The sequence below is a fragment of the Bifidobacterium ruminantium DSM 6489 genome, assembly GCF_000770925.1.
GTDB classification, from domain to species: domain Bacteria; phylum Actinomycetota; class Actinomycetes; order Actinomycetales; family Bifidobacteriaceae; genus Bifidobacterium; species Bifidobacterium ruminantium.
In genome coordinates, this window is record NZ_JDTK01000005.1 from 60,534 (window position 1) to 73,975 (window position 13,442).

General features: G+C 53.5%; 13 protein-coding genes and 1 pseudogene. 6 read left to right on the forward strand and 8 right to left on the reverse strand.

Going from position 1 to position 13,442, the window contains the following annotated elements; genetic code table 11:
* Positions 1-52 precede the first annotated feature (52 nt).
* Positions 53-718, reverse strand: a complete 666-nt coding sequence (gene nth / locus OU26_RS03670; RefSeq protein WP_026646928.1) for an endonuclease III — start codon at positions 716-718, stop codon at positions 53-55.
* Positions 719-846: 128 nt separating this feature from the next.
* Positions 847-1,614: a winged helix-turn-helix transcriptional regulator gene (locus tag OU26_RS03675; RefSeq protein ID WP_081815670.1), complete on the reverse strand. Its 768-nt coding sequence runs from the start codon at positions 1,612-1,614 to the stop codon at positions 847-849.
* Positions 1,615-1,767: 153 nt separating this feature from the next.
* Between OU26_RS03675 and OU26_RS03680 the strand changes: the two genes are divergently transcribed.
* A complete protein-coding gene (locus tag OU26_RS03680; protein WP_026646930.1) occupies positions 1,768-2,553 on the forward strand; it encodes a hypothetical protein in 786 nt (261 codons plus the stop codon).
* A 106-nt stretch (positions 2,554-2,659) separates the two neighbouring features.
* On the opposite strand, the gene OU26_RS03685 is transcribed toward OU26_RS03680, so the two are convergent.
* The 5 genes and pseudogenes from OU26_RS03685 to OU26_RS03700 all read right to left on the reverse strand — a co-directional run bounded on the left by OU26_RS03685 (position 2,660) and on the right by OU26_RS03700 (position 6,798).
* The gene (locus OU26_RS03685; protein ID WP_026646931.1) at positions 2,660-3,226 is read right to left on the reverse strand and encodes a manganese efflux pump MntP; all 567 of its coding nucleotides are present in this window, start codon (positions 3,224-3,226) and stop codon (positions 2,660-2,662) included.
* A 336-nt stretch (positions 3,227-3,562) separates the two neighbouring features.
* The gene (locus OU26_RS03690; protein WP_011743733.1) at positions 3,563-4,051 is read right to left on the reverse strand and encodes an inorganic diphosphatase; all 489 of its coding nucleotides are present in this window, start codon (positions 4,049-4,051) and stop codon (positions 3,563-3,565) included.
* A gap of 436 nt (positions 4,052-4,487) precedes the next feature.
* Positions 4,488-4,595: pseudogene (locus OU26_RS10675) on the reverse strand (hypothetical protein); the annotation flags it as partial.
* A gap of 332 nt (positions 4,596-4,927) precedes the next feature.
* Positions 4,928-5,923, reverse strand: a complete 996-nt coding sequence (locus tag OU26_RS03695; protein WP_237743843.1) for a sensor histidine kinase — start codon at positions 5,921-5,923, stop codon at positions 4,928-4,930.
* Between the two features lie 218 nt (positions 5,924-6,141).
* Positions 6,142-6,798, reverse strand: coding sequence for a response regulator transcription factor (locus OU26_RS03700; protein WP_026646849.1), 657 nt, complete (start codon positions 6,796-6,798; stop codon positions 6,142-6,144).
* 398 nt (positions 6,799-7,196) lie between these two features.
* Between OU26_RS03700 and OU26_RS09840 the strand changes: the two genes are divergently transcribed.
* The 5 genes from OU26_RS09840 (at position 7,197) to OU26_RS03720 (ending at position 10,588) form a co-directional block, all read left to right on the forward strand.
* On the forward strand, positions 7,197-7,607 hold the full coding sequence (locus OU26_RS09840) for a hypothetical protein (RefSeq protein WP_081815661.1): 411 nt from the start codon (positions 7,197-7,199) through the stop codon (positions 7,605-7,607).
* 73 nt (positions 7,608-7,680) lie between these two features.
* Positions 7,681-8,535 carry a hypothetical protein gene (locus tag OU26_RS03705; RefSeq protein ID WP_026646850.1) on the forward strand — a complete coding sequence of 285 codons (855 nt, stop codon included), beginning with the start codon at positions 7,681-7,683 and terminating at the stop codon, positions 8,533-8,535.
* Positions 8,525-9,217: a hypothetical protein gene (locus OU26_RS03710; protein WP_011743727.1), complete on the forward strand. Its 693-nt coding sequence runs from the start codon at positions 8,525-8,527 to the stop codon at positions 9,215-9,217. Before OU26_RS03705 ends, OU26_RS03710 begins: the two co-directional genes overlap by 11 nt.
* A complete protein-coding gene (locus OU26_RS09420; protein WP_237743842.1) occupies positions 9,142-9,849 on the forward strand; it encodes a hypothetical protein in 708 nt (235 codons plus the stop codon). Before OU26_RS03710 ends, OU26_RS09420 begins: the two co-directional genes overlap by 76 nt.
* Positions 9,850-9,943: 94 nt before the next feature.
* Positions 9,944-10,588 carry an ABC transporter ATP-binding protein gene (locus OU26_RS03720; protein WP_026646851.1) on the forward strand — a complete coding sequence of 215 codons (645 nt, stop codon included), beginning with the start codon at positions 9,944-9,946 and terminating at the stop codon, positions 10,586-10,588.
* A gap of 99 nt (positions 10,589-10,687) precedes the next feature.
* On the opposite strand, the gene OU26_RS03725 is transcribed toward OU26_RS03720, so the two are convergent.
* On the reverse strand, positions 10,688-12,940 hold the full coding sequence (locus tag OU26_RS03725; RefSeq protein WP_026646852.1) for an alpha-1,4-glucan--maltose-1-phosphate maltosyltransferase: 2,253 nt from the start codon (positions 12,938-12,940) through the stop codon (positions 10,688-10,690).
* Positions 12,941-13,442: the final 502 nt, after the last annotated feature.

Below are 13,442 nucleotides of genomic sequence, written 5' to 3' on the forward strand. Positions count from 1 at the left end.
CCAGTGAACACGGTGAATGCGGTGGACGCGACGAACACAGTGGATAGGACGATTACACGGCGAACGCGCTCGGACACGTGTCGTTGAGCGGGCAATCGGCGCAATCCGGCTTTCGCGCGTGGCAGATGACACGGCCATGCAGTATCAAACGGTGGGACAGATCTGTCCACTCCTCGGGCGGGAAGCAGGCGGTGATCTCACGTTCGATGGCCACTGGATCGGGGGAGGGGGACGCCCAATCGGAACGCCACCGCAGACGTCCCGTCACCCGGATCACATGCGTGTCCACGGGAAATCCGGGCACGCCGAACGCGTTGCCAAGCACCACATTCGCGGTTTTGCGCCCCACGCCCGGCAGGGAGACCAGCGAAGCCATGTCGGCTGGAACCTCGCCATCGAATCGTTCGCACAATTCATGCGAAAGTCCGATGATATTGCGTGTTTTCGTACGGAAGAAGCCGATGGTGCGGATGATGTCCTCGACATGTTCGGGGTTCGCGGCAGCCAATTCGGCCGGTCCGGGATATTCGCCGAACAGTTCCGGCGTGACCGTGTTCACGCGCTTGTCGGTGGTCTGCGCGCTGAGGACCGTAGCCACCAGCAACTCGAAAGGCGAATGGAAATCCAACGCGCATTTCGGGTGGGGAATCTCCTTGCACAGCAGCTCGTATTCGCCGTGCATGCGCGCGATCCGCGCCTTCTTCGATTCCCGAGGCATGCCTTCAGTTCACCCTTCGTATACGGAAACCAGCGGAACCTTCGAAGCCAACAGAACAGTCGGAATCGGCGGAAACCAACATGAGCCGACATAAATCGGCAGAACGGATGACGCAATCGCAGGAAAACCTAGTTCTCGCCGGTCTCGCCATCATCGTCGCGTGCCGCGTCCTTGGCCGTGGTCTCATGCTCGTTCTCCTCCGGAGGATCGAAACGATAGCCGACGTTACGCACGGTGCCGATGAGGTGCTCGTATTCGCCGCCCAACTTGGCGCGCAGACGACGGATGTGCACGTCGACGGTGCGGGTGCCGCCGTAATAGTCGTAGCCCCACACCTCCTGCAGCAGCTGCGCGCGTGTGAACACGCGGCCGGGATGCTGCACCAGGTATTTGAGCAGTTCGAATTCCTTGTACGCCAGATCGATCGGATGACCATGCAGACTGGCCGTATAGCCGTTAGTGTCCACCACCAGATCGCCGGAACGAATCAGACCATCCTCATCCTGAACACCCTGATCGCCATGCCCCGCAAGCGTGTTGACCGGCGCGTTGCCGCGTTCGGAGACCAGACGCAGGCGCCCCTCCACCTCGGCCGGAGATGCCGTGGCCACCACCACGTCGGCGATACCCCACTGCGAATTGACCACGGTGAAGCCGCCTTCGGTGAGGATAAGCACAATCGGCGTGGACAGGCCGGACGCATGAATCAGCCGGCACAGCGTTTTCGCGGTGGCCAGATCGTCGCGGGCGTCAAGAAACAGAATGGTGTTCTCCGGCATCTTCACCAGGCTGGCCGCATCCATCGGCAGCACGCGCACGCGGTGGGAGAGCAACGCCAACGAAGGCAGGACGGTAGCTGGGTCGCTAGCGAACGTCATAAGCGTAAGATCCGTCACGTCAGCTCCCTTTGTCTTATACTGTTGCCGCGATTGTACACGCGAAATGTGTTATCGGCGTTTCGTCGATTGTAGCCGAAGTATGTGGACACATACGGCTACATTTATTCATATTGCATACGTATTGACCATAATATGAAAAGGGGGTCGAGGATGGCCGCTGTGAAGGACGCTGTCCGGAAACCTGCGTCGAAGGTCGCCTTCGGAAAGGTTCTGGCGATTCAGATCGTCGCGTACGTGGTGCTGGTCGCGCTCGCGCTGATTCCCGGCATCACATATGGTGATCCGGCCAAGCCGGCCGTGGTGTCGTTCTCCGTCATCGGCTCGCTGGCGATGATCGCGCTGCTGGTGGCGTTCAGTCCGTTCCATGACGGCGCTGCCGGACATGTGATCGCCGTTGTGGCAGGCCTGCTGTCGGTGGTGTGCGCCACGACGATGATGTTGGGACGTGCGATTTTCCCCGCCGGTGTGGATGGTTCCAGGAACTTCTCCATGGAGGAAGGCTGGATCGCCGGCGTCGGCGGACTGCTGATCGTGCTGGTCATTGTGTCGTTCGGCCGTCAGATGGCACGTGAGAACCGCACGCACCTGATTCGTTCGCTGTCGCACGGCGTGGTTGAGGGCGCCGCCATGATCGCCAGCGCCGGCTGGTGCTTCCTGCCGACGTTGCTGCCGACGACGCATGACAAGGCCATCGCGGCATCCGTAGCGGCCGGAGCCGATGGCACGTTCGTCGGTCCGGTCACCATGACGTGGGCCATCGCCGCTATCGTGGCGCTGCTGGTGGCCGTGGTGCTCGGCGTGTGCTCGTACTTCTGGTATCGCGACGCCGACCCGGAGCCCGATGCGCGCTCCCCGTGGATCGGCATTGCGCTGCTGCCGGTCATGCTGACCGGTGCGGCGGTGGGTATCGCCGCGTTTGCCGCCGTGACGTTCTGACGGAAGCTTTGATGGACGGTGGTAGACGGCCGATAACGCCCCTATGACAAGGAAAGCCCGTAATCGATTGCGATTACGGGCTTTTGCGTTTGCTGTGGCCGAATTATCAACCGATGAAGCCGAGATGCTCGAGCAGCACCTTCAGGCCGATGAGAATCAGCACGACACCGCCTGCGATCTGCGCCGGCTTCTGCCAGCGCGAGCCGAACAAGCGGCCGATGATTAGGCCGGCCGCGGAGAACAGACCGGTGGTGATGCCGATGATGACCACCGACAGCCAGATGTTGAGCGTCATGAACGCGAGACTCACGCCGACGGCGAACGCGTCGATGCTGCAGGCCACGGCGAGCGGCAGCATGTGGCGCCAATCGAATTCGGGGGTCTCCTTGGCATTCTCCTCGTCTTCCTCGAACGCCTCGCGGACCATATTGCCGCCAATCAGCGCAAGCAGGCCGAAAATGATCCAATGATCCACTGCGGTCACGTATTTGCTGAACGTGCTGGCCGCGAAATAGCCGAGCAGAGGGAAAAGCGCTTGGAATCCGCCGAACCACAGGGCGGTTTTGAACGCATCGACGCCGCGAAGCTTCTTGACGGTCAGGCCTTTGCCAATGGAGACAGCGAACGCGTCCATGGACACGGACACGCCAATAAGCAGAATCTGAATGAGCATAGCTGGTGAAAAGGTTCATCCCGCCGGTCTCCCCACGGGATGGGCCTCGACGGATTGCGTTCCGCCTACGCCTAGGAGTACCGACACAGAACTGCCGCACGCGGATGTGATATGTGACGTCCAGCGGGCTTTGAATTCAGCGAATACTGTTCGCATGCCGAAAATTACAAGAGACCACTATAACGCACAAGCCGCCCTTGAAACAAGAGCGGCTTGTTATCGTCTATCGTCGAGTCGGAATTATTTCGACTCACTTCTCGCTTCCGCATGCTGCGCATGCGGCTTCGCAGCATAGCTGCTCACTTCGGCTACTGACAGCGCACCGCGCTGTCAGCTTCACGCCTCAGCGAGGCGCTTGCGAGCGGCGACGATTTCCTCCTCGGCCTTGGCGGCACCGGTCCAGTAGTCGCCCGGCTTGACTTCCTTGCCCGGTTCCAGAGCCTTGTACTGCTCGAAGAAGTGCTTGATTTCAGCCTTGTGGTACTCGGATACGTCATCGACGTCCTTGATGTCGTCGAAGCGGACGTCAGCCGGCACGCACAGCACCTTGTCGTCTCCGCCGGCCTCGTCGACCATGTGGTACAGGCCGACGGCGCGGCATTCCACCACGCAGCCCGGGAACACGGAGTTCGGGATCATGACGAGAGCGTCGAGCGGATCGCCGTCCTCGCCCAGGGTGCCGTCGATGTAGCCGTAGTCATCCGGGTAGCCCATGGAGGTGAACAGGGTACGGTCCAGGAACACGCGACCGGTCTCGTGATCCACTTCGTACTTGTTCTTGGAACCGCGCGGGATCTCCACCACGACGTTGAAGGTTTCTGCCATTGTTTTCTCCTTGATCGAATGATCAGCAGTAGTTCGTTACTTAGAATACCCGCTTTCGCGCCATATCGGCACCATTTTCCGGATACCTATATGAATGGTGCTCAGTGCTGGGGAGATAAGGCGTGATGCGCTCGCTGGTCAACATCTTTTTGGCCGATTGTGATTGACTATCCTGCCTTGGAACGTTGGAAGAACAATTCCGTAGGTGGTTTTGCTCTTCCGTAGGTGGTTGGCTCTGGTATCCCTGCGGCAAAAAGGCTTGATTTCAGCCATTCTGTTTGCGTGGATTGACCGGAGAGCACCTACGGAATCAAAAAACCACCTACGGAATGCACAAAGCCGGGTTGAAAACGTGAGAAACGTCTTCAACCCGCCCTTGATCTATGTGTTTTGCGCTGGCTGGGTGCTAGGCAGAGTGCCTAGCATCCAAACTCACTCAGTCCTCGACCACCGTCAGCACGTGCGCCACGTCGGCCCACGGTGCCAGTGAGACGTAGTTGTCCCAGCCCCAATCGAACTCGCGTCCGGTCAGTTCGTCACGCACCTAGGTGCGGACTGGCAAGGAACTGTTGCCGATTTGTTATTTCAGGAGATAGCAGAGCAGCCCGTATCATGAAAGTGCATTTTCGACGTTTTGATAAGTCTTTTGCCTTCATCGGAAAAATAAGGCGCGAGCGGGGTTGATAGACATGATGCAATTACCATAAGCTTATGGTAGAAAACTCCGTAATCTTACAAACGTTGAAACTAAGCCTGAGTGATTAGGTGAGCGATTGTAGTCATTGCGGTATCACGGTATGCTGTAAGACCGTCCTGCGGATATTCCACCATCGTTGGGCGGGTATATAGTGCGTCGTCGGTTGGCAAGGTGGTTGCTCAATCCAACCGAATTCGCATTCGTCCAGCTGAATGGTGGCCATCGGTGTGGTCGGTGTCCATTAAAGGTATGGCGGCTTCCAGCGTCCACTGGTCATCGGAGGCGGAGGCGGATAATTCGCCGCCTAATGCCGCGAGTCGTGTTTGATATGAGCGTATGCCTGTGCCATTGCCAAATTGATTGTTGGTGGCATTGTCTTGCGGATGCTTTGAGGTGCTGTTCTTTAAAAGAGGCGTATCGCTGGCGCTGATATGTAATGTGCTGGCGTTGACATACGCAGTGATGACATAGCCATGTGAGGGATCCGCATGTTTGAGTATATTGCCGAAGATTTCTTTGATGAGCTGCTTGATGATAATGCTTTTGCCAGGTGTTGTTGTCAGGCTGTCGGATCCGTCCGCTGCAATAATGCCGTCGAAACCAGCCTTGGCGAGTTTCATACGTTCTTGTTCTAGCAGTTCGATGATGTTGATTGTGGTGATATCGATTTCGGATGTGGAGCAACTGCCATCGTCTTTGCGGAGTGTGGTTATGGCGGTCCTTGAACAACTCAATGCCTCTATGAGACTATCTCTGATGTCAAGTAATGCCATGTTTTCTGCGATCTCAGGGTTTCTCTGACTGTTTGGATTTTCATTCTTTAAAAGGTTTATTTGGTGGATTGCGTAGGTAAGATCGTTGCATACGATGTCGTGCAACTCTTCTGCGATTTCTTCCTTCCATTTGTGGATGGTCAGTTGATTGATGGCGCGTTTTTGATTCTGATGGAGACGAATGGCGCACCCGATTATGGCTAGGGTCAAGAACGTAGTATCGAACATGACGAGTGCGCTCTTGTCTGTATGAGGTTGGAAAAATAAGATGCCTGTGGCGAACAAGAGGATGCTGATTGCTGAAGGGATATTGATATATCCGAGAATTACCGTGGCGGACAGTCCCGCGAATACAAAGGAGTAGGGCAGTACTGGTTTTATGCTAACTGCAGTAATCCACAATATGATGATTATTATTGATCCTGTGTAGGGGAATTGAATAAAAAGAACGATTGAACATAGTTCTGCACAGATGAAAATAATGGAGAATACTGTGAATTGATGGTAGTACCCGCTGATAAGTTCTAAGGAATACAGTAGAAACAGTGGAAAAGCTATGCATAGGGATAATCTTCTTGATAAATTGCGATTCACTTCGCAGTATTGTTTTTTGATTGATTTTATAAAATGTCGTATTTTTTGCATAGTCGAATTATCTCTGATCTATTCTTTGCGCCTATTTTTTTCGAGACTCTGTGAATGTAAGAAAATACGGTATTGGAAGAAATGCCAAGTTGCGAAGCAATTTCTGAAGTATTGTTATTTTGCGTGTAAAGGCGAAGCACTTGAAGTTCTCGCGGGCTGAGCTGCTTGATCTGAGAGAATGAAGAAGGTTGTTCTGCCAGTATGTCATGCGCTTGTTTTGTGGTTGGGAACGAATTTGGTTCAGCGGATTTGCCTTGTGCCACGATGGGCAGTACTTTATTGCAGACATGTGCCAAGTTTTCTTTGGCGATAAGAGCTTGACCGCCGGCAAGCGCTAAATCAGTCTTGTACCGTTCAGGATCATATGCAGTGATGCCGATGATGCCGATGTCGGCGGTTCGTTTTCGTATCTGAGTGCATACGGATATGCCAGTAGCATCGTTCAACGCCATGTCAAGCAAGAGAACATTTGGCTTGTCGTTGGTGTATATACATCGATGGATCGCTTCTGCCGCAGAAGTGGTTTGCCAGATGACATGATACAAAGGTGAGCTGCCGTCAATCCACCGCGCGATTGCCCGTAAGCTCCATGAGTCATTGTCCAGAACGGCGATGGAAATGTCTTTAGCCATATGACGTGAGTGTAGTCGTGGGCCACTCAATCCATGGTGCGATGTGATGAAAATCTTTACATTGCCTTGTTTTGTTATTGCGGAAACAGATTAAAACTTCAAGTGGATTCAACACAATTATGAGAAAAGATATATAGATGAGAGAGATCGCATTAGGAATGATGGCTGTGATGTTGATGGGAGGGAATGTCGACAATGTTTCCGTGTTCAACAGTTGGGATGGGCGAATGTCATATTTGTCTGTTTCTAGAGTTGTGAATTGCCCATCTGGAATTCCTAAGTGGATCTGTTCTTTGTGGAATGCATAAAGAATTTCATTACATAAGATGAACTGGCTTCCTTGAATTATCTTATTATTGCCTTTGTCTTTATTAACATAGCAGAGAAAGGTTTCAACGATGAAATCACGTATTGCAGGCCGAGTGGTTGCAGTTGCAGCAGCTGTGGCTGCTTCTTGTTGTTTTATAACACCGGCGTTTGCTGGGAATGTAGGAAAAACATCATGGAGCGCATATCTTACAGGTTGGAATACGGCAGATACGCCAAATTGTCAAAAACAAGATGCTTCAAATGGCTATATTAAAGCTGATCATGTGTCTGGTGATCGGACGATACGTGCGTGGATGCTTGGGTATGCAAATGAAGATGTGGAATCCGGCGTTGTAACTCTTACTTCAGGCCAAGAGGGTTGGGTCACCAACCAAGTATATAAGAATTTCGGTAAGAAACAGGTCCATATGCGTTTGCAAGCGGCGCATGCGTACTCTGGTGCAACGGAAACATCGGGTAAATGGAGCCCCGATAACTGAGCATGGTTGTGTGGCGTAGAAGATTGCTCTTCTACGCCACGCTGTTTGGATTCGGGAAGACGAAGGGGTCTTGATGGATTGGCGGTTGATGAGAAATCAGTTGGTTGGGCAACTGCGAAGTGTCCGGATGATTGGTGTAATCGTCATATCCTGTATGTTGGTCGCTGTCCAATATCTAACCACGTATAGGGCGAGTTATGTCATTCCCTCGAGCGAATCTACATTGCTACGGGATGTGATGCTATTCAGTCAATACGGGACAGGCGGTGGCATGTATCTGCTGTTGCTGCCTTTCCTATCTGCTCTCTTAGGAGGTAGCGTCGTATCGTTGGAACGGCACGCCGGGCGGCTCCCCATGGTCGTGATTCGAGAAGGACGAGGACGTTTTGTAACGACTGCGATGTCATCTGGATTCGTACTTGGTGGTGTGGGTGGAATAATGCCGATGATTGCGAATCTATCAATAGCTGCTATGCGCAATCCTCATTTGAATTTTATCGATGGTGTATCAGCGGATGCGCGAGGGCGCGTATATAGCAGCAAATATATTTTGATTTCTTCTGATTCTTGGATATATCCGTTGTATGAGTTCAATCAGGTGTTATGCATACTATGCGTGGTGTTGTTGATATTTGTGATTGCCGGACTTTTCTCCACGGTGGCCGTTGGCGTGTCCTTTTTCATGCAACGCAAATATACGGAAGTGTTGGTTCCGTTCGTACTGAGTCTTGTATGGTGGATGCTTCCTTCTCTTACGGGGGGTAAGATACCGGACCAGTGGAGCCATGTTATCTTTCTGGACTTTGCTCCAGGTGCAGACCATTCTGTGCGTTGGCAAAATTATGTGGGCATTGTGCTTTCGACGGCGCTCTTACTTGCATTGTCTACCGTACTGGCGTGTGTGGAAAGGTATCGTGATGCTTTGTGATGGTTTTGCTTCCGTACGGTATTCCACCATTGGTATGAGAATCAGTGCCATATTGGTTATGGTGGTGGGATTTGCGTATGGCATTTCATTATTATTCGACCCTCACGATTTCGTATCTGACTACATCGGATTTATGAAGCAGGGAGCTTCGGCCACAGTACTTCCGATTTGTTTGATGGCAATGTGTTTGGGCCGTGTTCGATTTAGGACGTTTGAATTGGTGCGTCGGAATCCCCGTGACGAGCTTGGTGAAAATGTTATATGGCTGAACATGATGTCTTGCATATGCGCCGCATATGGTGGCCTTGTTTTTGCTGTCATGGAATTTGTCATTAAAAGACAATCTGCATCTGTTCTGCATGGGTCTTTGACTGCAATGCTAGTAGTTCAATGCTTGATGATGAATATTTCAATAGGCTTGGTCCAGCTATTGCTGAGCTACATGGGATTAGTCATGGAACATGTCGCCGCGGTGCTGATTGCGCTTTTTGCTATTGCGCAGTGGTTATTGACTCCGTTGGTTGATGGAGCAGCTCGTATGATGTTCTATTTTTGGTACCCGATCAGTCCAGACTGGTCAGATATTGTTATCTGCCAAGTCATTCCATGCTTTGGATTCTGCTCATTGCTCATTATGGCCTGTATCGTGGCGTTCAACTCCAGAGATCGGCTGAAAAACTAATGCATGCTATATGTCGCATCGGACAGGTTTGTGGCCGTAAAAAAGGTCTGCGGATGCTGATATTCGTCATTTACGCCATATTCGCTTCACGCTTTTACTACAGTGCGCAGGATACAGGTATCTTTATGGGGATGTTTCGCATTGCTCCTGCAATGAGTCATCCGGATCTTACCTTGAATATGTATCCGTTGCTGTTTATGGTCGGGGGAATAGCGCTTGCCTTGGAACAGTGCTCTGAATATCTGATGATTCCTGATTATCTGGTGTATGTCAGAAGTCGTCGAGGATGGTCTCATTTTTGTCGATATTGTGCGCTGCTGCTGTGCTACTGTGCCCTGTTCGCCGGTGTGCAGTTAATTATCGCGGTAATGATTGTTTCTAGGGATCGGCAGGAATGTCTGTTGATGACTGCGATTTGTGCGGCTTTGACGCTTGCCGTACTGATGCTCATCATCAATATTGGTTATTTGCTGAATTGCCGGGTGATGGGCTATGCCACAGCTGCTGCGCTGTATACTGCCTTGCTTTCGTTAGATGGGGTTCGACGATGGTTGATATCCTCGTGGATTGGCATCCTCCCATGTTGGGTACCTGTTTTGACGGTTCTTTTTTTTTGGCGCTCGCTATGGTGAATCTCATTGTTTTTGAGCATGTGGAAATGTATTGAGTTCCAGTAAAACAAAGTGTTGATTGCAATATGGCGCAATGCAAAGGAGGAATGACAAAATGTATGTCAAGATCCGTCATCTTACAAAAACCATCAAACGCAAAGTGGTATTGCGTGACGTGAATGCTGAATTCGAACGGGGTAACATCTACGGCATTGTTGGTCCTAATGGGTCAGGAAAAACAATGCTGTTGCGCGCGATTTGCGGTTTTATCCGGCCGGATAATGGTACGGTGAGCATTGATGGTAAACCCGTGGAATTCAATAAGAAATTACCTGAATCCGTAGGAGTAATTATCGAGAATCCTGGATTCATTCCCAGCCAGAGTGCTATGGAGAATCTTCGGTATCTTGCCGACATCAACCACGCCTTTGATCAGGATGAGATCATGCGTTTGCTGGACTTATTTGGTTTACGGAACCACGCGCACGAACAAGTGCGATCTTACTCTTTGGGTATGCGGCAAAAGCTGGCGATTGTGCAGGCATTGATGGAACATCAACCTTTGATTTTGCTCGATGAACCGACTAATGGCCTTGATGAGCATTCTGTCTCGGTGTTTCTGGAGGAGATGAAGCGTCAGCGTGATATGGGTCGAACCGTATTGATTGCCAGTCATCATAGCGATGAGCTGTCTCAAATCGCGGATCATCTATACCTTATGTCAGACGGGGTGCTGTCTTCCTCTGATGCCGATTGCTGATAGAGCCACGGAGCTATCAATAGCGAGGTGCATGTGAAGCGCGGGTGAGCCATTTGAATGGTCTGCCCGCGCTCTTGTTAAAGTCGGCCGGGCCGAAAATCAGTCCTCGACCACCGTCAGCACGTGCGCCACGTCGGCCCACGGTGCCAGCGAGACGTAGTTGTCCCAGCCCCAATCGAACTCGCGTCCGGTCAGCTCTTCGCGTACCTTGAGCGGCTTGTCGGTGGCGAAACCGAAGTCGGGCAGTTCGATGTGCACGATGGACTGGTGCGCGTTGTGGCCGTCGAGATTCACCACCACGATCACCGTATCCGCCTTGCCGGTGCCGGTCAGTTCGGCCGGGGTCTGGCGCAGGAACGCGATGACGCCCGCATCGTCGCTCGGCAGGATGTGCAGGTTGTGATAGCTGCGGCATGCCGGATGCTCGGCGCGGATCCTATTGAGCGAGGTGAGCAGCTCGGCGATGCCGTACTTGTCGGACTCGTCCCAATCGCGCACCTTGACTTCGTACTTCTCGTTGTCGATCTGCTCTTCGAAGCCCGGACGCTGCTTGTTCTCGATCAGCTCATAGCCGTTGTAGATGCCCCAGCTCGGAGAGCCCATCGCGGCGAGCACCGCGCGCACCGCGTGGCCGGCGATGCCGTTGTCGCGCAGATAGGCGGTCAGGATGTCCGGCGTGGACGGCCAGAAGGTGTTGTGCTGGTAGAAGCCCTCGTCTCCGTTGGTCTCCGCCAGGTACTCCTCGAGCTCCTCCTTGGAATTGCGCCACGGGAAGTAGCAGTGCGACTGCGTGAATCCGGCGTAGCTCAGCGCGCGCATCATGCCCGGACGGGTGAACGCCTCGGCGAGGAACAGCACCTCGGGATGCTTCTTGGTGACCGCGGCGATCACATCCTGCCAGAACCGCACCGGCTTGGTATGCGGATTGTCCACACGGAAGATCGTCACGCCGGCCTTGACCCACAGGTCCATGATGCGTTCAACCTCGGCCTCGATGCCCTCCATGTCGGCGTTGAAGTCGATCGGATAGATGTCCTGGTATTTCTTCGGCGGATTCTCGGCGAATGCGATCGTGCCGTCCGGCTTGGTGTGGAACCAGTTCGGATGCTGCTTGACCCACGGATGGTCCGGCGAGCACTGCAGCGCGAAGTCGAGTGCCACTTCCAGCCCCAGCTCATGCGCGTGCGCGCAGAACGCCTTGAAATCGTCCATGGTGCCGAGCAGCGGGTCGACGGTGTCGTGGCCGCCCAGCTCGGAGCCGATGCCGAACGGGGAGCCCGGATCGTGCGGTCCGGCAATCAGCGTGTTGTTGCGGCCCTTGCGGTTGGTCACGCCAATCGGGAAGATCGGCGGCAGGTACACGATGTCGAAGCCTTCGGCCTTCGCGCGGTCGAGGCCGGACAGCGCCGTCTTCAGCGTGCCCTGCACGATCTTGCCGTCGGCGTCGAAATACGCGCCTTCGGAACGCGGGAAGAACTGGTACCATGCGGCGAAGCTCGACTTCGGACGCTCCACGCGGAAGCGCTGCGGATTCGACGCGCTCAGGCCGTCGCGCAGCGGATTGGTTTCATGCAGGCTTGCGATTGCGTCGGTGGTCGCTGCGGCAAGACGCGCGGTCGCGTCGAGCGACTTGTCGGCAACGGTCTTCGCGGCTTCGCGCAGCGTCTTCTTGTCGTCGGCGGTCAGCTTGGAATCGCGTGCGCCAGCCCAACGTTCCAGCAGCTGCGCGCCGGATTCCAGCGCGTTCTCCACATCGTCGCCGACCTCGACCTTGATTTGCGCGTCGTGCAGCCAGGAAGCGTACGTATCTTCCCAGCCTTCGACCACGATGTGCCATTCGCCCAGCTGGCGCTTGATCTCGGCGTAGCCGTCGTCCCATGGCTTCAGGTCGCTGTGCTCGCCGATCCTGACCATTGCCTCCCAGCGGTCGAGGCCGGGGTTGGTGCAGGTCATGGGGAAGCGCGCCTTCTCGGTGCCGCGCGTATTGCGCACGGACACGGTGGCTCCCGCCTTGGTGCGCCCCTCGATGAACACCTGCGCGGTGACCTTGAAGGCTTCGCCGAGCTCCGCACGGGCCGGATACAGGCCATTTTCGGCGTTCGGGGTGATGTCCAGGACGTTCACGCGGCCGAACTGCTCCGGGCTGGTGCGCTTGATGACTGGTGCGGGGGTTTCGCCGATGGTTCGCGTCGCTGCTGTTTTCGGCTTGGAGGTGCGTTTGCTTGCCGGCTTCTTGGCTGCTTTCACGGTGGTCCTTGCCGTTTTCGCCGCCGTTGTTTTGGCTGATGTCTTATCTGTCTTTTTTGCGGTTGTCTTTGTGCGCGTTTTCGCGCTTGATGTTTCTTCTTCCATGTAGCCGATTATAGAGGTATCGGTGTTCATCCCGTGATCTCCTTATTTAATGGTGAGCGCACGTGCGGCCATCATAAAATTCTTCACTAACGATTGGTAAAATGCTTTAGTCGCATATGGTGCAATCGCTTTACTGCGGTGGTGGCGATGATTCGATTGGTTCCGAGTGATATTGGCAAGCCGATGGCGCTGGTGGCATGCGATTCATGCGAAAGGGGATTGGATTTGGCGAAATAACAGAAAAACCGGAAACCATATGGTTTCCGGTTTTGATTGGTAGCGGGGCATGGATTTGAACCATGGACCTCTGGGTTATGAGCCCACGTTTCTACAGTTTATCCGAGTTTGGTATTGTTTATTCTAGGTCTTGACAATGACCTAGAAACGCCGTAATTCATTGATTTCTGTTAATGGTGATTGGTGACTTTGTCCAACTTTTGTCCAACTGCATCCATGTCCAGAATTGTCCAGAAATGATACACTGGATACATACGAAGGAGGT

Bases quoted from the DNA above. Each gene is read 5' to 3' on its own strand.
- OU26_RS09420 (WP_237743842.1), top strand. From the start codon at position 9,142: ATGCTTTGGATTCTGCTCATTGCTCATTATGGCCTGTATCGTGGCGTT.
- OU26_RS03720 (WP_026646851.1), top strand. From the start codon at position 9,944: ATGTATGTCAAGATCCGTCATCTTACAAAAACCATCAAACGCAAAGTG.
- OU26_RS03710 (WP_011743727.1), top strand. From the start codon at position 8,525: ATGCTTTGTGATGGTTTTGCTTCCGTACGGTATTCCACCATTGGTATG.
- OU26_RS03700 (WP_026646849.1), bottom strand. From the start codon at position 6,798: ATGGCTAAAGACATTTCCATCGCCGTTCTGGACAATGACTCATGGAGC.
- nth (WP_026646928.1), bottom strand. From the start codon at position 718: ATGCCTCGGGAATCGAAGAAGGCGCGGATCGCGCGCATGCACGGCGAA.
- OU26_RS03680 (WP_026646930.1), top strand. From the start codon at position 1,768: ATGGCCGCTGTGAAGGACGCTGTCCGGAAACCTGCGTCGAAGGTCGCC.
- OU26_RS03705 (WP_026646850.1), top strand. From the start codon at position 7,681: ATGGATTGGCGGTTGATGAGAAATCAGTTGGTTGGGCAACTGCGAAGT.
- OU26_RS09840 (WP_081815661.1), top strand. From the start codon at position 7,197: ATGAAATCACGTATTGCAGGCCGAGTGGTTGCAGTTGCAGCAGCTGTG.
- OU26_RS03725 (WP_026646852.1), bottom strand. From the start codon at position 12,940: ATGGAAGAAGAAACATCAAGCGCGAAAACGCGCACAAAGACAACCGCA.
- OU26_RS03685 (WP_026646931.1), bottom strand. From the start codon at position 3,226: ATGCTCATTCAGATTCTGCTTATTGGCGTGTCCGTGTCCATGGACGCG.
- OU26_RS03690 (WP_011743733.1), bottom strand. From the start codon at position 4,051: ATGGCAGAAACCTTCAACGTCGTGGTGGAGATCCCGCGCGGTTCCAAG.